General features: G+C 42.7%; 24 protein-coding genes and 1 pseudogene. 17 read left to right on the top strand and 8 right to left on the bottom strand.

Translation table 11 applies throughout. The annotated features are described in order from the left end of the window. The first annotated feature begins 127 nt into the window (after positions 1–127). From B3J29_RS05830 to infC, 4 genes and pseudogenes are all read left to right on the top strand, one after another. Positions 128–1,411: pseudogene (locus tag B3J29_RS05830) on the top strand (D-arabinono-1,4-lactone oxidase). 12 nt (positions 1,412–1,423) lie between these two features. Next, positions 1,424–2,563: an alanine racemase gene (locus tag B3J29_RS05835; protein ID WP_262735829.1), complete on the top strand. Its 1,140-nt coding sequence runs from the start codon at positions 1,424–1,426 to the stop codon at positions 2,561–2,563. A 257-nt stretch (positions 2,564–2,820) separates the two neighbouring features. Beyond that, a complete protein-coding gene (thrS, locus tag B3J29_RS05840; protein WP_004783592.1) occupies positions 2,821–4,743 on the top strand; it encodes a threonine--tRNA ligase in 1,923 nt (640 codons plus the stop codon). A gap of 5 nt (positions 4,744–4,748) precedes the next feature. After that, on the top strand, positions 4,749–5,297 hold the full coding sequence (infC, locus tag B3J29_RS05845; RefSeq protein ID WP_081402664.1) for a translation initiation factor IF-3: 549 nt from the start codon (positions 4,749–4,751) through the stop codon (positions 5,295–5,297). Between the two features lie 61 nt (positions 5,298–5,358). Here the strand turns inward: infC and B3J29_RS05850 are convergent, their stop codons facing one another. From B3J29_RS05850 to B3J29_RS05860, 3 genes are all read right to left on the bottom strand, one after another. Then, on the bottom strand, positions 5,359–5,718 hold the full coding sequence (locus tag B3J29_RS05850; protein ID WP_373687226.1) for a hypothetical protein: 360 nt from the start codon (positions 5,716–5,718) through the stop codon (positions 5,359–5,361). 262 nt (positions 5,719–5,980) lie between these two features. After that, a complete protein-coding gene (locus tag B3J29_RS05855) occupies positions 5,981–6,532 on the bottom strand; it encodes a hypothetical protein (protein ID WP_262735830.1) in 552 nt (183 codons plus the stop codon). Between the two features lie 99 nt (positions 6,533–6,631). After that, positions 6,632–7,096 carry an Hsp20 family protein gene (locus B3J29_RS05860; protein ID WP_005233921.1) on the bottom strand — a complete coding sequence of 155 codons (465 nt, stop codon included), beginning with the start codon at positions 7,094–7,096 and terminating at the stop codon, positions 6,632–6,634. A gap of 310 nt (positions 7,097–7,406) precedes the next feature. Between B3J29_RS05860 and B3J29_RS05865 the strand changes: the two genes are divergently transcribed. The 3 genes from B3J29_RS05865 (at position 7,407) to B3J29_RS05875 (ending at position 8,820) form a co-directional block, all read left to right on the top strand. After that, entirely contained in the window at positions 7,407–8,027 is a 621-nt protein-coding gene (locus B3J29_RS05865; RefSeq protein WP_004783581.1) for a glutathione S-transferase N-terminal domain-containing protein, read from the top strand. A 72-nt stretch (positions 8,028–8,099) separates the two neighbouring features. Then, on the top strand, positions 8,100–8,390 hold the full coding sequence (locus B3J29_RS05870; RefSeq protein ID WP_034580699.1) for a hypothetical protein: 291 nt from the start codon (positions 8,100–8,102) through the stop codon (positions 8,388–8,390). Positions 8,391–8,397: 7 nt separating this feature from the next. Continuing rightward, positions 8,398–8,820 (top strand): YqaA family protein, encoded by a 423-nt coding sequence (locus B3J29_RS05875; RefSeq protein WP_005233925.1) that lies wholly within the window; start codon positions 8,398–8,400, stop codon positions 8,818–8,820. 91 nt (positions 8,821–8,911) lie between these two features. On the opposite strand, the gene B3J29_RS05880 is transcribed toward B3J29_RS05875, so the two are convergent. Further along, positions 8,912–10,165, bottom strand: a complete 1,254-nt coding sequence (locus B3J29_RS05880; RefSeq protein ID WP_262735831.1) for an MFS transporter — start codon at positions 10,163–10,165, stop codon at positions 8,912–8,914. A 230-nt stretch (positions 10,166–10,395) separates the two neighbouring features. Between B3J29_RS05880 and rpmI the strand changes: the two genes are divergently transcribed. Further along, the gene (gene rpmI / locus B3J29_RS05885; RefSeq protein WP_004278281.1) at positions 10,396–10,590 is read left to right on the top strand and encodes a 50S ribosomal protein L35; all 195 of its coding nucleotides are present in this window, start codon (positions 10,396–10,398) and stop codon (positions 10,588–10,590) included. A gap of 11 nt (positions 10,591–10,601) precedes the next feature. Then, positions 10,602–10,961 (top strand): 50S ribosomal protein L20, encoded by a 360-nt coding sequence (gene rplT, locus B3J29_RS05890; RefSeq protein ID WP_004647525.1) that lies wholly within the window; start codon positions 10,602–10,604, stop codon positions 10,959–10,961. Positions 10,962–11,120: 159 nt separating this feature from the next. Here the strand turns inward: rplT and B3J29_RS05895 are convergent, their stop codons facing one another. Then, positions 11,121–12,149, bottom strand: a complete 1,029-nt coding sequence (locus tag B3J29_RS05895; protein ID WP_005233930.1) for a hypothetical protein — start codon at positions 12,147–12,149, stop codon at positions 11,121–11,123. A 160-nt stretch (positions 12,150–12,309) separates the two neighbouring features. Between B3J29_RS05895 and pheS the strand changes: the two genes are divergently transcribed. The 3 genes from pheS to B3J29_RS05910 all read left to right on the top strand — a co-directional run bounded on the left by pheS (position 12,310) and on the right by B3J29_RS05910 (position 16,097). Beyond that, complete coding sequence (gene pheS / locus B3J29_RS05900) at positions 12,310–13,290, top strand: phenylalanine--tRNA ligase subunit alpha (RefSeq protein WP_005233932.1); 981 nt, start codon at positions 12,310–12,312, stop codon at positions 13,288–13,290. Between the two features lie 132 nt (positions 13,291–13,422). Beyond that, positions 13,423–15,804: a phenylalanine--tRNA ligase subunit beta gene (gene pheT / locus B3J29_RS05905; RefSeq protein ID WP_286964597.1), complete on the top strand. Its 2,382-nt coding sequence runs from the start codon at positions 13,423–13,425 to the stop codon at positions 15,802–15,804. Further along, positions 15,801–16,097, top strand: a complete 297-nt coding sequence (locus tag B3J29_RS05910; RefSeq protein WP_004783565.1) for an integration host factor subunit alpha — start codon at positions 15,801–15,803, stop codon at positions 16,095–16,097. Before pheT ends, B3J29_RS05910 begins: the two co-directional genes overlap by 4 nt. Positions 16,098–16,187: 90 nt before the next feature. Here the strand turns inward: B3J29_RS05910 and B3J29_RS05915 are convergent, their stop codons facing one another. The 3 genes from B3J29_RS05915 to trxA form a co-directional block, all read right to left on the bottom strand. Then, a complete protein-coding gene (locus B3J29_RS05915) occupies positions 16,188–16,475 on the bottom strand; it encodes a hypothetical protein (protein WP_005233936.1) in 288 nt (95 codons plus the stop codon). Between the two features lie 404 nt (positions 16,476–16,879). Further along, entirely contained in the window at positions 16,880–18,148 is a 1,269-nt protein-coding gene (rho, locus tag B3J29_RS05920; RefSeq protein ID WP_004783562.1) for a transcription termination factor Rho, read from the bottom strand. Between the two features lie 321 nt (positions 18,149–18,469). After that, positions 18,470–18,796, bottom strand: coding sequence for a thioredoxin (gene trxA / locus B3J29_RS05925; protein WP_005233946.1), 327 nt, complete (start codon positions 18,794–18,796; stop codon positions 18,470–18,472). A 261-nt stretch (positions 18,797–19,057) separates the two neighbouring features. On the opposite strand from trxA, the gene ppx reads away from it, so the two are divergent. Genes ppx through B3J29_RS05950 form a run of 5 tightly spaced genes read left to right on the top strand, consistent with a single transcriptional unit; the run spans position 19,058 to position 24,177 of the window. Next, a complete protein-coding gene (gene ppx, locus B3J29_RS05930; protein ID WP_005233947.1) occupies positions 19,058–20,578 on the top strand; it encodes an exopolyphosphatase in 1,521 nt (506 codons plus the stop codon). Positions 20,579–20,608: 30 nt separating this feature from the next. Then, positions 20,609–21,433 carry an acetyl-CoA carboxylase carboxyltransferase subunit alpha gene (locus tag B3J29_RS05935; protein ID WP_004783557.1) on the top strand — a complete coding sequence of 275 codons (825 nt, stop codon included), beginning with the start codon at positions 20,609–20,611 and terminating at the stop codon, positions 21,431–21,433. Beyond that, positions 21,370–22,743, top strand: a complete 1,374-nt coding sequence (gene tilS, locus B3J29_RS05940; protein WP_082188703.1) for a tRNA lysidine(34) synthetase TilS — start codon at positions 21,370–21,372, stop codon at positions 22,741–22,743. Before B3J29_RS05935 ends, tilS begins: the two co-directional genes overlap by 64 nt. Before the next feature lie 2 nt (positions 22,744–22,745). Beyond that, positions 22,746–23,576: a pyrroline-5-carboxylate reductase gene (gene proC, locus B3J29_RS05945; RefSeq protein ID WP_005233951.1), complete on the top strand. Its 831-nt coding sequence runs from the start codon at positions 22,746–22,748 to the stop codon at positions 23,574–23,576. Between the two features lie 31 nt (positions 23,577–23,607). Further along, complete coding sequence (locus B3J29_RS05950; protein WP_004783550.1) at positions 23,608–24,177, top strand: YggT family protein; 570 nt, start codon at positions 23,608–23,610, stop codon at positions 24,175–24,177. Positions 24,178–24,287 lie beyond the last annotated feature (110 nt).

Raw genomic sequence — 24,287 nt, forward strand, 5'->3', positions numbered from 1 at the left:
AATAATTGAATATTAATAAAATTATTTTTAAGCACTGATTTTTTTGAACCTATGGGTTCCCATATTTGCCTTTTTAGGTATTTTACTCTAAATGGGTGTTAAAAATAGCCTCAGCCAAGGAATAATAATGAAAATACAACAGGCGGATGCAACATGGAGTAACTGGTCGGGAAGCCAGTACAGTTCTCCTCAAACTTTCGAGCCTAAAAAAATCAATGAATTACAAACTCTGGTAAAGTCACATGCACAGATTCGTGTGGCGGGTGCAGGACATTCATTCAGTGCGCTAGCCAAAACTGATGAGGTATTGATTCGTCTGGATCATTTCAAAGGCGTGATAGATGCAAATGAAGCGACAGCTCAATGTACTGTACAGGCAGGTACGCTTTTATATGAGCTGGGTGAATATCTAGCCCCTCTGAATCAGGCTTTGATCAACCAAGGTGATATCGATCAGCAAAGTCTGGCGGGTGCCATCTCGACCGGTACGCATGGCACGGGAATTGATTTACCGTGTCTATCTGCTTTCGTTCAAGGCTTTCAGTTACTGACTGCAGATGGCGAATTATTGCAATGTAATAAGCAGCAAAATACGGAAATTTTTTAGGCGGGCCGGGTGGCACTGGGCAGTCTCGGAATACTCACTAAAATTAACCTGCAAAATCGGCCGCGTTATAAATTAAAAGAACAGATCTGGTTATGTTCGTTAAAAGACATATTTTCCAATATCGATCAATGGAAACATCAGCATCGGCATATTGAGTTTTGGGCATTTTTACATGCTGATCAGGTCATGCTGAAAACACTAGATGAAACGGATGAAATTCTCCAGTCGAGAAAAGAAAGCTGGCCATCAGAAGACAGTTTACTGATGTTATGTTCTGAATTGACACGGTTATTGCCGTCTACCAATCCTTATCTGCAAAAGCTGCTCGGTGTTTTTGTCAAACCGACCTGTTTTGTGGATTGGTCCAGTCAGATTTTCCCTACACCGCGCAATACCCGATTTAATGAAATGGAATACCAGATTCCTGTCGAACTAGGCTTGCAGTGTCTGGAAGAAGTGCTGCATTGTCTAAGGCAGCATCGTGTGCCGATGTTCTTTCCGATCGAGTTTCGTTATGTCAAAGCGGATGAATCTGGCTCAGTCCATTTTATCAGCGGGATTCAGTTTCAATTTCTATCCATCAATTTTATAAGCAGGATTATCACGTCATTTTTAATCTAGTGGAACCGATTTTTCAGAAATATCAGGGGCGACCACATTGGGGAAAATTGCATAGCATGCATGCCGCATCACTGCGCGACTTATATCCAAGATGGGGTGAATTTATGGCGCTACGTCAGCAGCTGGATCCGCAAAAAAAAATGGCTGAATCCCTACTTAAAACAACTGTTTTTGGTTAAGTAACAGGAGTAGAAGGTGCGATCAACTTATTTTCAGCAACTGACTCAAGACCTAAAACAGCAGGGTACGGGTGCACCACAACTGATTCTGGATTTGGCTCAGTATCAACATAATCTGGATGTTGTGCAGGCAAAATTACCTCCGCAGTTAAAGCCTCGTCTGGCGGTGAAATCTCTAGCCAGTACCAAGTTGCTTCAATTCGCTAGTGAAAAGCTGAATACCCAATGTTTTATGGTAGTTCATCTGCCACATCTTCGGGAAATTATCGGAGCATTTCAGCAAGCGGACATTCTGCTCGGTAAACCAATGCCGATTCATGCAGCGCAGCGCTTTTATCAAAGCCTGTTTAGTCAAAAGGGCTTAAATCCTCAAGTAAATATTCAATGGCTGATCGATAGTCAAGCACGCTTGGAGCAGTATCTGCAACTCGCCCAAAACCTGAATCTCTGCTTGAATATAAATATTGAAATTGATGTGGGCCTACATCGCGGAGGAGTAAGCAGTCAGGAGCAGTTCGTAACCATGCTTAATTTAATTCGGCAGCATCTACTGTATCTAAAGTTTTCCGGATTAATGGGCTATGATGCGCATGTAGCCAAACTGCCAAAAATTCTCAAAAGACCTGAAAAAAGTTATCAGCAATCACACCAGATTTATCAGCAATTCAAGCTGACGCTGCAACAGCAATTTCCTGATTTATGGCATGAAAATCTATGTTTTAATGGTGGCGGCAGTCCGACCTTTATGCAGCATTGCCAGCAGAGTGTCTGTAATGATCTAGCTTTTGGTTCCATGCTACTTAAACCCAGTGATTTTGATCTGGCCAATCTCTCTGCTTTAAAATGTGCTTTGTGGATCGCCACTCCGATTTTAAAAGTGCTGCCTTATAGCCAGATTCCTGGTCTGAAAGTATTTAATCATCTACCGCATCATTATAAAGCGCTATTCGTTTATGGTGGTTACTGGCAGGCGGACTATTATTTTCCAGAAAAAAGCCAGCCGCATGTTTTATATGGACGTAGTAGCAATCAGGAAATGGTTCTGGTACCGAAATCTTGTGAACTGAAAGTCGATGATTACGTGTTTTTAAGGCCGACCCAAAGTGAAGCCATCATTCCTCAGTTTTCTCAATTGTATGTCTATGCTGAAGGGTAATTTGAAGCGTGGCAAACCTTGAGAGAATAAATAATTCTTGAGCGAATAATCATCTTAACTCATTGCAGCTCAAAAGAACTTTTTGGTGATAAATCCTATTTTTATTAGGGAAAAGGTTTAATCATTGGCCCAAGCCGTGTAAAATTCTAGGTGATTTTTTATTTATCCACCGTTTTTATCTTTTGAGGTTCTCCCTCGATCATAATCTCGCGGTGACATGCTCCATGGTACGGGGCATCACTCCTTAAGGATTTCATATGCCAATTATCACTTTGCCAAATGGCGATCAAAAACAGTTTGATCACGCCGTATCTGTGATGGAAGTTGCTCAAAGCATCGGTCCTGGTCTAGCAAAAAATACTGTTGCAGGTCGTGTAAACGATCGTCTAGTGGACGCGTGCGATCTGATTACTGAAGACGCAACCTTACAAATCATCACGCCTAAAGATGAAGAAGGTGTCGAAATTATTCGTCACTCTTGCGCACACTTGGTGGGTCATGCCGTTAAGCAATTGTTCCCAGAAGCAAAGATGGTCATTGGTCCAGTCATTGAAGAAGGTTTCTACTATGACATCTGGATGCCACGTCCATTTACTTTAGATGACATGGCTGCGATTGAAGAGCGTATGAAAAAGCTCATTGATCAAGACTATGATGTCGTGAAAAAAATGACCCCACGTGATGAAGTGATTGCAGAATTCACAGCCCGTGGTGAAGAATACAAATTGCGCCTGATCGCAGACATGCCTGAAGAAACTCAAATGGGCCTGTACTACCATCAGGACTATCTGGATATGTGCCGTGGTCCGCACGTACCAAATACCAAATTCTTAAAATCATTCAAGCTGACTAAAATCTCCGGTGCTTATTGGCGCGGTGATGCGAAAAACGAACAGCTGCAACGGATCTATGGTACAGCTTGGGCTGACAAGAAACAGCTCGCAGCTTATATCAAACGTATTGAAGAAGCTGAAAAACGCGATCACCGTAAAATTGGTAAAGCCTTAGACTTGTTCCATATGCAGGAAGAAGCACCAGGTATGGTGTTCTGGCATCCGAACGGCTGGACCATTTATCAAGTGCTTGAACAATACATGCGTAAAGTTCAGCAAGAAAATGGTTACCTTGAAATCCGTACACCACAAGTAGTTGATTTCACGCTTTGGGAAAAATCAGGTCACGCAGCGAACTATGCTGAAAACATGTTTACGACTCATTCAGAGAACCGTAACTATGCCGTGAAACCGATGAACTGTCCTTGTCATGTGCAAGTGTTCAACCAGGGCTTAAAATCATATCGTGATCTTCCAATCCGTTTAGCGGAGTTTGGTTCATGTCACCGTAACGAGCCGTCAGGTTCTTTACACGGCATTATGCGTGTACGTGGCTTTACCCAAGATGATGCGCATATTTTCTGTACCAAAGAACAAATCGGTACTGAAGTTGCAGACTTTATCAAATTGACACTAGACGTATACAAAGATTTTGGCTTCGAAGAAGTACAAATGAAGTTGTCGACACGTCCTGAAAAACGTGTGGGTGATGATGCACTTTGGGATATGGCAGAAAAATCTTTGGCAGATGCTTTAGATGCTGCTGGCCTGGATTGGGATTTACAACCAGGTGAAGGTGCATTCTACGGTCCGAAGATCGAATTCTCATTGAAAGACTGCTTAGGCCGAATCTGGCAGTGCGGTACCATTCAATGTGACTTCAACCTTCCAGAACGTCTGGATGCCTCTTATGTCACTGAAGATAACGATCGTGATCAGCCTGTAATGTTGCATCGTGCAATTCTTGGCAGTTTCGAACGTTTTATTGGTATACTGATTGAGCACTACGCGGGCTTTATGCCACCTTGGTTATCACCAGTGCAAGCGTGTGTAATGAATATTACTGATGCTCAAGCCGAGGCTTGTGAGTCAGTCGTCGCGAAACTTAAAGAAAACGGAATTCGTGCAATTTCTGACTTGAGAAATGAGAAAATCGGCTTTAAGATTCGTGAACGTACTTTAGAGCGTATTCCTTACTTATTGGTACTTGGGGACCGTGAGGTAGAGGAAGGTACGGTGAATGTCCGTACCCGCTCAGGAAAAAATTTGGGTACTATGTCAATCGACGCTTTCGTTGACTTAGTAAAAGCAGCCGTAGCCGAACGCGGCCGGTACATTGTGGAGTAACAGCGATTAAACAGCCTGACCGTAATCAACAGGGCGGAAAATCAAACCGTCCTGCCTTGAATGATGAAATTCGTGCAAAAGAAGTCCGTCTTGTAGACGAAAATGGTGAGCAAAAAGGTATTGTTAACCTTGCAGAAGCATTGCGCGCAGCTGAAGCTGCCGATCTTGATCTTGTTGAGATCGTAGCCAATGCTGAGCCACCTGTCTGCAAAATCATGGACTTCAACAAGCATTTGTTTGATCTGAAACAAAAGCAGAAAGAAGCGAAGAAAAAACAGCATCAAGTCCAGGTGAAAGAAATCAAGCTACGTCCTGCGACAGATGTAGGTGATTACAACGTAAAACTACGTGCAATCATCAAATTCCTTGAAGAAGGAAACAAGGTAAAAATTACCCTGCGTTTCCGTGGTCGTGAAATGGCTCACCAGCAACTGGGTCTGGCTCAACTGCAAAAAGTTGAAGCAGACGTAGTTGAATATGGTGTAGTTGAACAAGCACCAAAAATGGAAGGTCGTCAAATGGGTATGCTGCTTGGTCCTAAAAAGAAAAAGTAAGCATCTCTTGATGAAAAAAGCCCTGTATTTGCAGGGCTTTTTTATGAGGTAACTTAATCTTTTATTGAGCAGGGTAGGATTTTCCTGCTTCTACAATCGGAATATTGGCCTCAGTGGGTACATAAATTATTTGTTGAATACGACCTTCTCGTAGGGCTTCACCAAATGCACCAATAAATTCCTGCTTGCGATATTCAGGATAATCTTTAGCTGCCTGCCCAACGAGTTTAATGGCTTCTGCACGCAGTTTGGCACTTTCCAGTTCCGCTTTTGCAACTTGCACTTGAATCATTTTGGATTGTTCTGCTTCAGCCAATGCTGCCTGACCATCCATGCCTTGTTTCCAAACTTTATAATGTGGCCAGCCAAACAATAGCAGTAAAATGACAATCAATAAAAAGAACAGCAAGCTCAATAGCATGAAAGGACTCAGGGCGTTGCGACGGACATAATTCATAGTGCACCTACGGCAGATTTTCTTATCTATGGTATTTATTGAATGTTTTATTCTGTTTCAGAAAAAGCATAGCCGAAATTTTATGTAAATCAAATATATGTAGTGATAGGGGAAAGTCCTAACCAGAACACCATTTTTTTAATAACTGCTTTTATCCTTTGAAATCTGATGAGATAAATTTCTTTCAGCTTAACCCATATAATTAAAAGTGTTTTTGAATCAGCCTTTATGATCTTAAATTCCAAGCACTGTACATGGCTTGAATAATTTCCTTAGCTTGCTGACGAGAAAACATCGATAAATGAATCCGGAATAATCTTAAACAGAGCCGGTCGCGCCAACTGGACTGACAAAGAATAAAATCGAGCGTGCCATCTCGCTGATTAATTTGATGAGCGGGAAGTCTGGTTAGCCAGCGTTTGGTACGTGCCTTAATTGAATCATATTGGGGATTGATAAAGCTGTAATGGACGGTTTCACGATATAAACACAGACTGATCTGGTATCCTGCCAAAGTGTAATAAATTGTCCGCGAGGTGATTTTTAGTTTAATGCTATATACCAAGAGCGATAGCATCAGGAAACCTAGCATATAGCCATAAAAGCTTGGAGACTCCTGCCATAAAAATATCAATCCTCGAACAAAACTGGAAGGAGGATCTGAAGTATGAAGGTACAAAGTCATCAAAATCCCAATGGGATAGCAAAGAAGGAGAAGTCCCATATGTTTCATCGTCTGGGCACTTTGATGAAACAGAATGATGTCTGATGTGTTCATATTGTTATTTTTATGATGGATGAAAATTGAACACTTTCAAGCTTAAGGATTCTGTCCTAAAAAAGAAAGACCCGTTCGGGCCTTTCTTTTGATTGTTGATCAGCTTTGCTGCTCGTTAGATTTATTTTTTTCAGCTAACAGTTTTTTGCCAATCGGAATCTGACGAGGCAATTTTTCTTCCGGCACATTGCGCTGCAATTCGATTTTCAATAAACCATTTTCAAATTCAGCGTGTTGTACCTCTACATGTTCATCCAGACGTAAAGACAGCTTGAATGAACGGTGGGCGATACCTTTATGTAGGAATTCCACAGCCGTATCTGAATTTTCTTCCATCGCTTTACCGCTAATGGTCAGAACCTGATTTTCCAGATTGATCTCTAGCTGGTCTTCATTGAATCCGGCAGCAGAAACTACAATGCGGTAATTGTTGTCGCCGGTTTTTTCAATGTTGTAATGCGGATAGTTTGGTGCCTCACTTTGCATTGCATAATCAAAAAGGTCATTAAAGCGGTCAAAACCGATACTACGACGGAATAGTGGGCTAAGACTGAAATTGCTCATTGATCTTACCTCCTGATCTCAGAAAAGTTTTATAAACAACATGCAATTCTTAAATATGAACTCAGTGATTAGAAACAATCTCCTGAATAGATCATTGCTCTATTTCTAATATAGGATTGAGGCGAAGCTTTTCAAGACTCAAGATTTAAAAATATTTGAACCCATCTTGAGCTAAAAATAATGCTTTGAATTTAGCGATTTTACTGCCGAATCTATAACAAAATATGCGGAAGTGGGGCTTTAAATCATGCTATAACTAGATCAAGTTTCAATAATGTCATGTAAAAACGAAAAGGTAACAGGTAATCACATGATTGATCTATATTATTGGGGAACGCCCAATGGACATAAAATTACCATCGCATTAGAAGAAATGGGCTTGGAATATAAAATTTTCCCAATCAATATTCTGGAAAATGACCAGTTTCAACCTGATTTTTTACGTATCTCTCCGAACAATAAAATTCCTGCGATCGTGGATCAGGATGGCCCGCGTGGCGAACCGATTTCAGTTTTTGAATCTGGCGCGATTCTGCAATATTTGGGTCGTAAAACCGGCCTGTTTTATCCGGATGATGAGCAGCAACGTGTTGAAGTTGAGCAATGGCTAATGTGGCAAATGGGTGGCTTGGGTCCGATGCTGGGACAGAATCATCATTTTAGCCGTTTCGCTCCTGAGCGTATCCCGTATGCCACTGATCGTTATGTCAATGAAACCAAGCGTCTATACGGGGTTCTGAACAAACAGCTGATTGGTCAGAAGTATGTAGCCGGTGAGTATTCGATTGCGGATATGGCTATTTTGCCATGGGTGTTACGTCATGAATGGCAGCAGATTGATCTGGCAGATTATCCGGAAGTACAGGAATATGTGACACGCCTGACTGCGCGTCCAGCGGTGCAAAGAGCGTTAGCAATACAGGTCAGATAAGTCTGGCCTTTGTGCTAAACTAGATAAAAGTAGATTAAACCACCTTTGGGTGGTTTTTTATTGGGTGGGTGTATGAAAGATTTTTTCCTGAACTTTACTAAAATCGTGGAAACGAATCCTCGAATTTACTGGAGTATTATTTTCGGTATTGCGGCTTGTCTGCTGCTGTTCATTGCTGAAATTGTGCATGTGGATCAGGTGATCAGCGCCTTGAATACCAAAGATCGCCAGATTTTAAATGCAGCTCTTGAGCCGATCACCCAGAAATATCAATGGTCACGTATTTTGGTCATGGTTATGGCTATATTCTGGGCGAATTGGGAATATCTTAAAGCCAAGAAAAAACTGGGTTTAAGCCGTTAGTCTCGGGATGTCCCTGTTTCTGCTCTTTCTTGCCGCTTTTGGTGCAGCCACTTTATTACCGCTGCAGTCGGAAGCGGTTTTGCTGGGTTTATTATGGCAAGGGAGCTATTCGGCGGCTTTACTTATCATGATCGCAAGTGCTGGAAATATCTTGGGTTCCTGTGTGAACTGGTATCTGGGGTTTAAGATTGAGCAATATAAACATAAAAAATGGTTTCCAGTCTCTGAGCAGCAGATGCTTAAAGCCCAAAGTACCTATCAGAAATACGGCTATTGGTCATTATTGCTGAGCTGGGTGCCGATTATTGGCGATCCAATTACGTTAATTGCTGGCTTGCTCAAGGAAAATTTTGCCCGTTTTATCTTGATAGTCAGTGTCGCCAAAATAGGACGTTATTTATTTGTCTATTGGGCGTATGCGATGTTTTAAAAAAGAGGCGTAAAGCCTCTTTTTATTTGTATTCATCATTAGTGCACAATATTTTCCTGATTGAAAATCCTACGCACATCAGAACTAAAAATTATTTTTCAGTCCCTTTGGTAATATCAATTCCAAACAGATCCTTGGTTCTTGCCCAGCTGATGGCCACCACCAGTAGGGTCATGCTGCCACCAAACACTGTAGCCATAATTGTGCCCATATATTTCGCAGCCAGACCGGACTCAAAAGCACCCAGTTCATTACTGGATGAGACAAACATGCCGTTTACTGCAGCAACCCGGCCACGCATATTATCGGGTGGGTAAATCTGTAAAATCGTCTGGCGAATCACTACAGAAATACTGTCACAGGCGCCAGTCATGGCAAGAGCAAACAGAGATAGCCACATCGAGTTAGAAAAGGCGAATAGCAGGGTAAAGACTCCGAATCCTGCGACTGCAAGCAGCATATTACGCCAGGCATGTTGCGTAGGCGGAAAACGGGTCAGGGCAATCATGGTTATCAGTGCGCCAATTGAAGGGGCAGCCCGTAAATACCCCAAACCTTCAGGACCAACCTTTAAAATATCCTCTGCAAAAATCGGTAAGAGGGCAATCACCCCACCAAACAGTACCGAAACCAGATCTAGGGAAATCGACCATAGTACAATTTTGCTGTTCCAGATAAAACGGAAACCATCACCCAGACTATGCAGGACATTTTCAGTTTCAATTTTAGGAAAATCGCGCTTTTGCAATAAGTTAATCAGAACAAAACAGATGCTGACCAGTACTGCGACAGTTAGAAGACTGGTTTCCCGACCTAAAAACGCCAGCATAAAACCACCGAGCATCGGCCCGATAATTACCCCACTTTGCCAGCCAATAGTGGTCCAGGTCGCTCCATTGGCATAAAGTGCATGTGGAATCAGAAAGGGTTTCAGTGAAGTTGCTGAAGGATTATAAAAGCCACGAATGGTACCCAGACAGAAAATGACGGCATAAATTCCCCAAGACAATTGACTGGCGCTGAGGTTTCCCAAGCCGTGATAATGAAACAGTGACCAGAGAATAAGCGGCATCGGAATGGCGAAAAATAAACAGATTTTCATAATAGTCTGTTTATTAAAGCGATCCGCGATATATCCGCCCCATAAGGAGAGGGAAATAAAAGGAATGGCTTCTGCCAGACCAATCAGTCCTAAGGTTAGCGGGTCTTTGGTAATCTGATATAGAGAATAGGCAACAATAATTTCCTGAATCAGAATGGCTAAAGTCAGGCAAAACTGATTTAAGGTGACAATAGAAAAGTCTCGATAACGGAGTGCGGCAAACGCATCGGGCTGAATGTGCATAAAGAGCTGCAACTGAAAAAATTGACAAATTATAAAGTGATATCGCAAGCAGTATATAAATTCATCATCCAATTCTTATCGTAAAAAATGTTAAGTTTGCAGATTCATCAAGAAAAAAAGACTAGTGCTTTTGTTTTAAGCAAAGATGCATTAGAATATCGGCTCCCTTACCTGCAGGGCGTTCTTGCAATGGTGCAGACGTGCCGAACAGGTGTTCAAAAGAGGTTGTTATGCCTAAGATGAAAACTCGCCGTGGTGCAGCTAAACGCTTCAAAGCGACTGCTAACGGTTTTAAGCGTAAACAAGCGTTCAAACGCCACATTTTGACCAAAAAATCTGCTAAGCGTATTCGTCAATTGCGCGGCTGTGTAATGGTTCACGTAAGTGACGTTGCTTCAGTTCGTCGTATGTGCCCGTACATCTAAGGAGATTATAAATGGCTCGTGTAAAACGTGGTGTACAGGCTCATCGCCGTCACAAAAAAATTCTTGCTCGCGCTAAAGGTTACTATGGTGCTCGTTCACGCGTTTACCGCGTAGCGTTCCAAGCGGTAATCAAAGCTGGTCAATACGCTTACCGTGACCGTCGTCAGAAGAAACGTCAATTCCGTGCTCTATGGATTGCGCGTATCAACGCTGGTGCACGTCAAAACGGTTTATCGTACAGCCGTATGATCGCTGGCTTGAAAAAAGCTCAGGTTATCATCGACCGTCGCGTACTTGCTGACATCGCTATGCATGACGCAGTTGCGTTTGCAGCTCTAGCTTCTAAAGCTAAAGATGCGTTGGCTGCATAAGTCTTTATGACTTAGAAAAAAGACCGCTTTTAGCGGTCTTTTTTTATGCTTAAATGAAATCAGTGGGATCTTTGATTTTTTTAAATCATTTATTTATTGATTTGGTGGAGATTAAGTCTCCACCAAGCCAAAGTGATTATTTATAGACAATATATTTTATTAAAGCCCGAAATAGTAGCCAATCAAACAGATCACAATCGTGATCAGAATCAGTTTGATCACACTTGAAGCACCGGTTTTATGGTGACTTTGTGGTCGTTCGGCTTTAGAGACTTTGACTGCGCGATCTTCAGTATTCATGCCCGCAAAAGGATCAGGCGCCACTTTAGGAGTAAGTTGTGCAGTTTTATAATGATTGGCCACTTTCACAATAAACTTGGCACTGATTTCATCAATTTTTTGCGCAAAGTGGCGCAGGTTTAATTGCTGCTCCGGATTTAGTACCTGACCATCATCATTATAAGGGTGTTGAATCTTAGTCTGAATAAAATCACTTAATGCATCCAGACGATATAAGGTCTGATGAGCATAATCAGATGAATAATCCGTTGGAATCAAAGCTAGGTGACTCGGATTTTCTGAGTGAGACTGAATCGTTGGGGTAGTACCGTAATAAGGCAATCCAGTATAAGCAGGCTCAGTAAATCCTTGAGCTAAATGGTGTGCAAATAATTCCTGTTCAGTATAGGAATGAATATCATCCCAGTTTGGTTGTACCAGATCAGTATCAATTCTTTTAGCCAGTTTACTGTTCAGTTCATAACGCCAGAATACTTCATGACGTAAAGGTGACTTCTGAGCTTCTGGTGCTTCATAATCATTATCAGCGGTATACCATTCAGCCAGCTCCTTACCGATCATCCAGGCGGTTTTACCTTGAGCATGATGACTGATAATCACATGAGCCAAAGGAACCAGCTCGACATTGGCATTAGGGTTATTTTCATCTTCCAGCAAGTGTGAAGAATGCAGGCTAATACGACGAACACCTTGTTTTTTCAGGCCTTCAAGCCAGATTTGAAAGTGCTGTGCCAGTAAATGCTGGGAAATCAGATCACGAAAAGTTAAATGGTACTGATTAAAAATGGAGTGATTCAGCCAGCGGCTGAAACTGAGATCCTGAGTTAAAAACTCATTGCCATAAGTGACGAGGGTCAGTTGCTGTTTCCAAATTTGATCGAGTGCCATAGTGATTTGATCTGATTGATATTATGTTTATCTTATACTTTTTATAATTCATGATGCTATTCTAATTTTCATTAAAAGCGCACTTCATCAACTCGCCTAAAAACTGTTAGAATATGGGGTTTTTTAAAAATATTTCTAACCTGTTGCTTTGAGAGTTACTATGTCACTGGAAGCCCTGACCACTGAAGCGCTCGCTGCGATTGCAGCAGCTCAAGACCTTGCTGCACTTGATCAAGTACGAGTGCAATTTACGGGGAAAAAAAGCCAGCTCGCGGAACAATCTAAGTCGCTGGGGAAAATGGATCCTGAACAACGTAAAGCGTTTGGGGCACAAATTCATGCAGTTCGTGAAGCTATCACGGGTGCTTTGACACAACGTCAGGCTGAACTGCAGAAAGCTGCACTAGAGCAAAAGCTTGCTAGTGAAACAATTGATATTACCTTGCCCGGTCGTGGCCAACAGGTGGGCAGCATCCACCCAGTGACCCAAGTACAAGAACGTATCTGTCAATTCTTTACCAAAGCAGGTTTTACAGTAGCGACTGGTCCAGAAGTTGAAGATGACTATCACAACTTCGAAGCATTGAATATTCCGGGCCATCACCCTGCACGTGCCATGCACGACACTTTCTACTTTGATGTAAACCATTTATTGCGTACGCATACTTCAGGTGTGCAGATTCGTACCATGGAAACCCAGCAGCCACCAATCCGTATTGTGTGTCCAGGCCGTGTATATCGTTGTGACTCTGACCAGACGCATTCACCAATGTTCCATCAGATCGAAGGCCTATACGTTGCTGAAAATACCAGCTTCGCTGAATTGAAAGGTTTATTGGTTAACCTGCTGAATGAATTCTTCGAAAAAGATTTGAAAGTACGTTTCCGTCCGTCTTATTTCCCGTTCACTGAGCCAAGTGCTGAAGTGGATATTATGGATGAACGTGGCAAGTGGTTAGAAGTTTTAGGTTGCGGTATGGTGCATCCAAATGTACTTCGCGCTGCGGGCATTGATCCCGACAAATACAAAGGCTTTGCATTTGGTTTAGGTGTAGAACGTTTTGCAATGTTGCGTTATGGCATTAATGACCTGCGTATGTTCTATCAAAACGATGTGCGTTTCTTACGCCAGTTTGCTTAAAGGATTTAAACCTCTCCCTGACCTCTCCTAAAAGGAGAGGGGGCTGTCCTTATGTGACTCAGGGTTCTCCCCCTTTGTAAAAAGGGGGAGTTAGAGGGGGATTTAAAAGATTAATTTATAGGTTTTAAAGAAATGAAAATTAGCGAAAATTGGCTGCGCACATGGGTTAACCCAGCCATCGATAGCGAAAAACTGTCTGACCAGTTGACTATGCTTGGTCTTGAAGTGGATGAAATTGCACCTGCGGCAAAACTGTTTACAGGTGTGGTTGTTGGTGAAGTCCTGACTGTCGAACAGCATCCAGATGCCGACCGTTTACGTGTTACCACTGTAAACATTGGTTCAGGTGAACCTCTACAAATCGTGTGTGGTGCACCTAACGTACGTGCGGGTATGAAAGCACCAGTAGCTACCATCGGTGCAGTATTACCAGGCGATTTTAAAATCAAGAAAGGCAAACTGCGTGGTGTTGAATCTCAAGGCATGCTATGCGGTGCTTCAGAAATCGATCTTGAAGATAAAATCGATGGTTTGTTAGAACTGCCTGCAGATGCACCGGTGGGTGTGAATGTTCGTGAATATTTAGACCTTGATGACAACGTGATTGATATCAGCATCACTCCGAACCGTGGTGACTGTTTCAGCATTCGCGGGATCGCACGTGAAATTGGTGTGATTAACCAGTTGCTGGTAACTCCACCTGAAATTAAAGAAGTAGCTGCAACCATCACCGATCAAAAGCAAGTCGTTGTTGAAACTCAAGGTTGCCCACGTTATTTGGGCCGTATCATCAAAAATGTAAATACCAAAGCACCAACTCCTGAGTGGATGGAACGTGCATTAGTCCGCGCTGGTATCCGTCAGCACAGCATTTTGGTCGATATCACCAACTATGTATTAATGGAACTGGGTCAACCTCTACATGCGTTTGATGGCGGTAAGGTTCAGGGTTCAGTACATGTACGTCAAGCGACTGCAGGTGAAAAGCTTGTTCTATTAAATGAACAGGAAGTTGAACTGCAAGATGATGTGATGGTAATCGCAGATGATGAAAAAGCATTAGCGATTGCAGGGATTATGGGGGGCTTGTCTTCATCAGTAACTGATGAAACCACTGAAATCTTCCTGGAATCAGCATTCTTTGCGCCATTGCATATTGCGGGCCGTGCTCGTCGTTTCGGTCTACATACTGATGCGTCACAACGTTATGAACGTGGTGTCGATTTCGAACTTCCTATGATTGCAATGCATCGTGCTTCTCAGTTGATTGCTGAGCTTGCAGGCGGTGAGTTTGGTCCAATCATTGTAGCTGAAAAAACAGAGCTGTTACCAAAGCGTGAAGCGATTGAGTTAGAACAAGCGCAAGTCGATCAACTATTAGGTTATACAGTTGAATCAGATTTCATTACATATGCTTTAACGCGTTTAGGTTGTGAAGTGACTGTAAAAGCTGAAGGTCAGTGGTCAGTGATTCCGCCATCCCACCGTTATGACATGGCAATTTACCAAGACCTGATTGAAGAGGTTGCCCGTATTCACGGTTATGACAATATTCAAATCAGCTTACCGGTCATTGATGTGAAATTGGCGAAATATGAAGACCAATTCGAACTGACTCAGCTTCGTCAAACAGCCGTGACCTTGGGCTATCAGGAAGCGATCAGCTTCAGTTTTGCTGACCTGAAACTGGAAAAACAGTTAAATCCAGAAGTCAATCCATTGGCATTGGCTAACCCAATTTCAAGCGATTTGGCAGTGATGCGTTCAACTTTACTGTCTAGCCTGATTCCATGTGTACAGTACAACGTCAATCGCCAGCAGAACCGTGTACGTTTTTTCGAACTCGGTCTGCGTTTTGATTACCAGAATGCGGCTTCAATTCATGATCTGAAACAGATTCCAACTTTTGCCTTGATTGCTACTGGTTCACGTACGCCTGAAACTTGGCATGGTAAAGCACAGCCAATGGATTTCTTTGACTTCAAAGGTGACATTGAGGAAATTCTGGCAGCTGCGCGTCTGGATGTGGAATATGTACGTTCTGAACGTAGCTGGTTACATCCTGGTCAATCTGCAGAAATTTTAGTGAATGGTCAGTCAATTGGTTATTTAGGTCGTTTACATCCCTCACTTGAAGACGAACTCGATTTGGCGACGACTTGGGTCGCTGAATTAGATCAATCGGCTGTTTTGCAAACTTATGTATCTAATTTTACAGAATTATCACGTTTTCCATCGGTTCGACGTGATATTGCGCTTTTAATTAGTGATAAGATTAATGTTAGCGAAATTCAGGGACTTATCGAAAAAACAGGTGGAGAGCTGCTAGGCTCGACATGGTTGTTCGATGTGTACACTGGACAAGGAGTAGAAGAAGGGAAACGCTCACTGGCATTTGCACTTCTCTGGCAGCATCCAAGCCGTACACTGGAAGATGCTGAAATTAAATCAGGTATGGATAATATCCTTCAGGTGTTGGAAAACACTTACCAAGCGACATTGAGGGCTTCATGACAGCATTAACAAAAGCAGAAATGGCTGATCATTTAAGTGAGCTCACGAGTTTAAACCGTCGTGAAGCTAAACAAATGGTCGAGTTGTTTTTCGATGAGATTAGCCAAGCGCTAATCTCGGGCGAACAAGTAAAATTATCGGGTTTCGGTAACTTTGAGTTACGTGATAAGCGCCAACGTCCAGGCCGTAATCCGAAGACGGGTGAAGAGATTCCGATTTCTGCACGCCGTGTTGTTACGTTCCGCGCGGGGCAGAAGTTCCGTCAACGTGTGGGGAATGAGCAGATCAATTGATCTGCTTTTTTTTTATATCTAACATTTTTATTTTTTACATAAAAAAAGAGAGCCAAAGGCTCTCTTTTTTGTACTGAATAATCGTAAAGATTATTGAGCAGCAGCTTCAGAAGCAGCAGTAGCGTCAGCAGCAGCGTCAGTAGCAACAGCAGCAGCAGCGTCAGCTTCAGCAACAGCAGCAGCGTCAGAAGCAGCAACTTCAGAAGTAGCTTCTACAGCAGCAGCGTCAGCAGCAGCTTCAGCTTCAGAAGCAGCTTCTACAGCTTCAGATGCAGCTTGGTTAGCGTCAGCAGCAGCGTCGTCAGCTTTTTTAGCACAACCAACGAAAGCTAAAGTAGTAGCAACTGCAGCAGCAATAGCGATTTTTTTGAATAACATGGCATCACTCTCTAAAAAATTGAGATTAAAAAAAACCAAAGTCAGGCTGTAATATGCTTTTATTATTCCTAATAATGTTAGGGACTAACAACGCAGGAGCAGTCTAACTGGTCTGCAAATATGCTATCACTGCGCATTTTTAATTGCTACTAGGTGAGCATCAAAAACAGCGAAAAAACGATAAAAATTAAGGGTTTTTTAACAGAAAATAACAATTAATTGAAAGATATAGATTGGAGAAAGGCTTATTAAGCTTATAAAAATTATACAGTTATTTATTTGTTTACTTTAATAATCAAAAACTTAAAAAGAAGTTTACAGATAACTCAGTACATTGTTTTATTGTGTAACATACGTCAACCATAAAAAAAAGGCCACCTTGAATGGTGACCTTTCTGATAATTTTAGTTCGATGCTTTGCGTTTCATTTGATCAAAAAAATCATCATTGGTTTTGGTTTCTTTCATGCGGTCAAGCAAGAATTCCATCGCGACCAGTTCATCTTGGGTATGCAGAAGTTTACGAAGAATCCAGACTTTACGCAGTTTGTCTTCGGACATTAAACGTTCTTCACGACGCGTACCGGATTTCTTGATATTCATCGCAGGGAATACGCGTTTTTCCGCAATACGGCGATCCAGCGTGATTTCCTGGTTACCTGTACCTTTGAATTCTTCGTAGATCACTTCATCCATTTTACTGCCGGTTTCAATCAGTGCAGTAGAAATGATTGTAAGAGAACCGCCTTCTTCGATATTACGTGCAGCACCAAAGAAACGTTTAGGACGCTCAAGTGCATGTGCATCTACACCACCGGTCAGTACCTTACCTGATGAAGGAATCACAGTGTTATATGCACGTGCCAGACGGGTAATCGAATCCAGCAGAATCACCACATCTTTCTTGTGTTCAACCAGACGTTTAGCTTTTTCAATCACCATTTCAGCCACTTGAACGTGACGGGCAGGGGATTCATCAAAGGTAGAGGCGACCACTTCACCACGAACAGTACGTTCCATTTCGGTGACTTCTTCAGGACGTTCATCAATCAAAAGGACAATCAGGAAGCATTCAGGGTTATTACGAACAATCGATTGCGCGATGTTCTGTAATAGCATGGTTTTACCAGCTTTTGGTGGTGCTACGATAATCGAACGTTGACCTTTACCAATGGGTGCCACCAGATCGACGACACGTGCAGTTAAATCTTCAGTCGTACCATTACCAAGTTCCATCACTAATTGTTCAGTAGGGAACAATGGAGTTAAGTTTTCGAACAGGATTTTATTACGTGAATTCTCTGGGGTATCGTAGTTAATCTGATTGACTTTAAGCAAAGCAAAATAACGCTCACCCTCTTTAGGCGGACGAATGGTTCCCGTAATGGTGTCACCGGTACGCAGGTTAAAGCGTCGAATTTGTGATGGGCTGACATAGATATCGTCAGGACCTGCCAAATAAGAGCCTGCTGCAGAGCGTAAGAAGCCAAAACCATCTGACAAAATTTCTAGAACGCCATCACCAAAAATCTCTTCGCCATTCATCGCATGGCGTTTTAAGATGGCAAAAATAATGTCTTGCTTACGGTTACGAGCCATACCTTCAAGGCCCATAAACTCGGCAATCTTGATGAGTTCGCCAATCGGTTTTTTCTTGAGTTCGGTTAAATTCATAGGTGGTCAGATAGAATCAAAGTTCTAAGGTATAGGTTAGAAAGGGAGTAACATTCGGCCGCATATAAGCATTCAAACGAAAGCAATTGAATTTGCACAAGAACAATTCAGAGGTCTGTTTGATTGTTTCAAAGAGAAATGTGAAAACAATTTCTATTGCCGAGCGGCATGTTATGTAATGTGTCTTGTAAGAAACTGACAGGATTTAGCATCCTTTATCTCTTGAAGTTGAAATATAAGAGAGAAACAGGTTTTTGTCAATTTATAGACGAAAAAAATACGCAACCTTTGGTCGCGTATTTTTAGTTGAACATTTAGTGCTTAGATATTTTGATCAATAAATGCAGTCAATTTAGATTTTGGTGCTGCACCGACTTGAGTCGCTACGACTTCACCATTTTTGAACATCAATAAAGCTGGAATGTTACGGATATTGAAGTTCACAGCAGTTTGTTCGCAAGACGTTACGTCAACTTTGACAATTTTCACTTTGCCTTGATATTCATCAGCCAATACTTCAAGTACAGGGGCAATAGCTTTACATGGTGCACACCAGCCAGCCCAGAAATCAACCAGCACAGGAACGTCTGATTGAAGAACGTCTGCTTCGAAGTTTGCGTCAGTAGTGTTTACGATGTTGCCAGACATAGAGTGCTCCAAAATTAATTTTATAAAGATAACTATAATTATTAGTATTACATAGCCATCTTTAACAATGTAGGGGAATCTGTAAATTTTCAAGCTTTAATGTTGTTTTGTCTAATGGATGATCACGATAGTCACCATCGCCTCATACAATTGTCCTATAAATGAAAAAAATAATTACGCGAAATTGTCCTGACAAATGGCTTTTAAATTGCATGGTTGTGAATTACTCTAAGCACAATTCTTAAAAGGTTTATTTCTAGAATGTCTGATTTTTTGATTGATGAAGAATTACTCGCAGCCATCGATATGGGATCAAACAGTTTTCATTTGGCGATTGCCCGGGTGGATCATGGCGAAGTGAAAAAAGTCGCATCAATGTCAGAAAAGGTTCAGCTTGCTGCGGGACTGGATGAAAATAAAAATTTAACTGAAGCCGCACAGCAGCGTGGTTTAGCTTGTCTGGCCCGTTTTGTCGGACGTTTGGGTTCTGTACAACCAAACCGTTTACGGATTGTGGCAACCAATGCATTACGCCAAGCCAAAAATGGTCATGAGTTCATTCAGAAAGCGGCTGAAATTTTACCAAAACCGATTGAAATTATTGCTGGTCGTGAAGAAGCGCGTCTAATTTATCTCGGTGTGTCACATACCATGCCCAATACTGGCCGTCGTCTGGTGGTAGATATCGGTGGGGGCTCGACTGAACTGATTATCGGGGAAGAATTTGAACCCATTCATACCGAATCAGTTCAGATGGGTTGTGTGACTTTTACCAAGAAATTCTTTGCTGATGGTGAAATTACCCATAAAGCTTTTGATAAGGCAGTGACTGCGGCACGTAAAGAAATTTCAGGCATTGCCAATACTTATAAATCTGCCGGTTGGGATGCGGTGGTTGGTTCGAGTGGTACGATTAAGGCTTGCCGTCAGATCTGTGTCAACATGGGCTGGAGCAATGATAAAGAACAGCTCACTCGTGAAGGTCTGGAAAAACTTAAAGACAAATTATTCAAATATAAGCATGTTTCGGACATGGAATTTGAAGGTCTGAAAGATGACCGCCGTGCAGTCTTGCCTGCAGGAATTGCCATTTTATATGCGGTATTTGATGTACTGAATATTCCACATCTGGTCTATTCAGATGGAGCATTACGTGAAGGTGTGATGTATGACCTCTTGGGTCGTTTCAAGCATGAAGATATACGTGATCGTTCAGTCCATGCCTTGATTGGTCGTTATAATGCCGATGCCAAGCAGGCCGAACGTGTAGTGCAGACTGCACAAAAACTGTTTGATGATGTAGCAGGTGATCTTGGCCTATATAGCGAGGACAGTGATTTACTTCGTCGTGCAGCTTATTTGCACGAAATTGGTTTAGCGATCAGTCATAGTGGTTATCACCGCCACGGTGCCTATTTGTTGCAACATTCTGACATTGCCGGTTTTTCGCAGGTAGATCAGAATTATTTGTCACATTTGGTCGCACATCATCGCCGTAAATTGCGCGCTGATGCCAAGCATGATGTGATGAAAGTCGGTGGAACTAAACTTTTACAGCTGTGTTTGCTGTTGCGTCTGGCGGTTTTGGTCAATCACAGTCGTAGTGATGAGATGCTTCCTGCCATTGAACTTAAGGTCAAGAATGCGCAACAATGGCAGCTCAGCATTTCTGGTGATGCCAAACAATGGCCATTATTGATTGCTGAACTGCATGATGAACAGGTGCAGTTTAAAAATTGGGAGATCGAGCTCTCGGTTCAATCTGAACAATTTGTTAATTAATACCTTTATAGGGATGAAAACGGTTGACCTATGAAAAATAAAGCTACCCCATCAAAAGCATGGACGACAGTACAGATTGCTCGTCATCCGGAACGTCCACAATTTCTGGACTACGTAGGTGAAATATTCACTGAATTTGATGCTTTGCATGGCGACCGTCTCTATGGTGATGATGGCGCAATGATCGGTGGTCTGGCACGTTTCGATGGACAACCAGTGATGATCGTGGGTCAGCACCGTGGTCGTAGTACCCGTGAAAAATTACAGCATAATTTTGGAATGAGTAACCCGGAAGGTTACCGTAAAGCTCAGCGTCTGCTCGATATGGCGGAACGTTTTAATCTGCCAGTCTTCACCTTTATTGATACCATGGGTGCATACCCGGGTGTGGGTGCGGAAGAGCGTGGTCAGGCTGAAGCGATTGCATCGAGTTTGGCACAACTTTCTAATCTGAAAGTACCTGTAATTGCCACTGTTCTGGGTGAAGGTGGTTCAGGCGGTGCACTCGGGATTGGCGTGGCAGATCGTGTAGTGATGCTGTCTCACAGTATTTATTCAGTGATTTCACCGGAAGGTTGTGCGTCTATTCTGTGGAAAACTGCAGAAAAAGCGGAACAAGCCAGTGAAGCTTTGGCATTAACTGCTGAAAAATTGCAGAAGATGGGCATTGTTGAATACGTAGTTGATGAAGGTGAAGGTGCACATCTGGATCCGGATGAAGTCATGTACCAACTGAAAGCAGTCCTGAAAGAAGCTTTAAATGAACTGCAAGCAATGGAACCACAAGCACGATGCGAAGCACGTTACCAACGTTTAATGAAGTTTGGCAGCGACAATTTAGGTCTGGCATCTTAAAGCAACTGCAGGGCTTTCCTGCAGAGACAAAATTTCTAATCGGATGTAGTGGCGGCGTGGATTCCATGCTGTTGCTGCATCTGATGTTTTTTTTGTGCCCGGGAAAAATCCGTGCGATCTATGTTGATCATCAATTGCAAAGTATCAGCGGGGAATGGGGCACTTTTGTCCAGCAACAGTGTCAGCAACTAAATATTCCCTGCATCATTCAGCCGGTCCATGTTGCCAGTGGCAATCTGGAATCTCAGGCTCGCCAATCGCGTTACCAAGCTTATTTACAACATCTTCAGCCCAATGAAGTTCTAGTCTTGGCTCATCATCAGCAGGATCAGGCAGAAACTTTAATGTTGCGCTTACTTTCTGGTGCAGGGATTGATGGTCTGGCCGCCATGAAAGCGATCGATATACGCCACGATTTAACCATTTGGCGGCCACTGCTGGATATTTCCCGTGAGCAGATTTGCCAATGGGCAGCAGATTTAAACATCCAGAATATTGAAGATCCGACCAATCAGAATACCCATTATGACCGTGCTTGGGCACGTCAGGTGCTATGGCCAGTCTTAAGTCATCGCTATCCGAAAATGCAGTCCGCCTTGGCACGTACCAGTGAACTGATGCAAGATGCGCAAAACATTCTGCAAGAAGTATTGGAGCAGGATCTGAAACGCTGTGGCAATGCCGAAATCCTCGATATACCTTCATTCTCAAGTTTATCCAAAGCACGGCAGCGCCAGTTAATCTCGGTCTGGATGAAAGGCGAAGGACAATATCGTCCTTCTCTGGACATGGTTGAGCGTGTACAGACCGAAGTAATCGAAGCGAAACAGGATGCTCAGGCAGCGCTGCATTGGTCGGGCTATTATTACGTGCGTTATCAGCAGCAGTTACATCGCCTAAAAGCTGAAGTTTATCTGGCTGATCAACAGCTAAACGTAGCTGAACAGCAGATCATTTTACAGAATAAAAATCAGGTTCATCTTCCTTCTGGTCAATTCGGGATTCAAAGGGCTGAGATAGGATTGTCTCCCACTTTATTAGGACAACCCTTGTATTTACGTCAACGGAAGGGGGGTGAAAAAATTCATCTCTATGGCCGGATGGGGCACTGGCCGCTCAAAAAAGCCATTCAGGAAGCGCAAATATTTCCCTGGACTCGGCATACTATTCAAATATTAAGCACAGATAATGTTATGCTAGGCGTGTTTACACCTAAAGGATTTTGGTTAGCTCAATCTGCATATTGTGAGGCAGGGGGGTGGCTACCCATTTCGGTTTCTTCAACTTTAGAATTCAACGACGAGCATTAAACATGAGTGCAGCTTTAAATTGTAATATTAGTTTTATTGGTGGCGGTAATATGGCACAAGCCTTGATTGGCGGGCTAATTTCGCAGGGGTTGCCAGCAACGCGTATTACAGTTTCTGATCCGGTTGAGAAAGTACGCTCACTTCTTGCAGAAAAAGAAGTCAATGTCACTGATGATAATATTGCTGCTATTAAAGATGCGGATATCGTCCTGTTTGCAGTCAAACCACAGGTTTTAGCTGGTGTGTTAAAACCACTTCAAGGTTTACTTGCTGGTAAGCTGGTGATTTCAATTGTTGCGGGTGCCGAGATTGCAACACTATCTGTGCTATTGGGTACTGACCGTATTGTCCGTGTGATGCCAAATACACCCGCATTGGTACAGACTGGTGCACATGGTTTATTTGCCAATGCAGAAGTTGGTAGTGATGACCGTGAGCTGGCGAGTCAGATTTTGGCTTCTACCGGCCTGACAATTTGGGTAAACTCAGAAGCTCAGATTGATGCCGTAACTGCTGTGTCTGGTTCAGGGCCTGCTTACTTCTTCTATATGATGGAAAGCATGATTCGTGCAGGCAAGAATTTAGGTCTGGATGAAAAAGTAGCTACTGCATTGACGTTGCAAACTGCTTTGGGGGCAGCGCAAATGGCGATCACCAGTTCTAATACACCAGCAGAGCTGCGTAAGAATGTCACATCTCCGAATGGTACAACTCAAGCGGCATTGGAAGTATTTGATCGCGCGCAAATTTCTCAGAATATTCAGGCAGCGCTTGCTGCTGCGCAAAAACGTAGTCAGGAACTGGCCCAAGAGCTCAGTGACAATAGCAAATAATCTTCAGTTTAATTTTTAGGAACGTTCAAGTATGGGTGCAAATTCTGCGCTAATTTTTGGCATTATCATTAACGTCGCGATTTTGCTCGTATTCTTCCGCTTTTTAATGCAATTGGCCGCGGTGAGTCCTTATAATCCTGTCGTTCTATCTACTGTCAAAGCGACTAAAATTGTAGATGTGTTCGGGCGTATTTTCCCAACCGCAGGTAAAGGCCGGGTGAATACTGCTGCACTGGCACTTTTAGTCGTGCTGTATTTGCTGAAAATTTTTGGCATCATGTATTTGTCCGGGGGAATGCCAAATGGTCCAATCCATTTGCTTATTCTAACCTTCGTCACCATGATGCAGGATTTGATCCGCTTCTGTCGTTACCTGATTTTTGCAACGATTATTTTGAGCTGGGTGGTGATGTTTACCCAATCCCGTTCACCTTATATTGAAGTGGTTCAGGAACTTGCAGAACCATTATTGGCACCGTTCCGCCGTATCATGCCGAATATGGGGATGATCGACCTGTCTCCAATTCTGGCAATTTTGGCATTGATCGTAATTGAAATGATCATGAATCAGGTGGCAATTGTATTGCTAACCGGTCTTTAATCAGATCCCAAAGAAAAAGGACGCCTAAGCGTCCTTTTTTATTTCAAGAAAATTCCCTCTCCTTGTAGGAAAGGGTTAGGGTAAGGTCTATAAATTCAAATAACCTCCAT

Source organism: Acinetobacter sp. UBA5984 (genome assembly GCF_002429925.1).
Lineage (GTDB): Bacteria > Pseudomonadota > Gammaproteobacteria > Pseudomonadales > Moraxellaceae > Acinetobacter > Acinetobacter variabilis.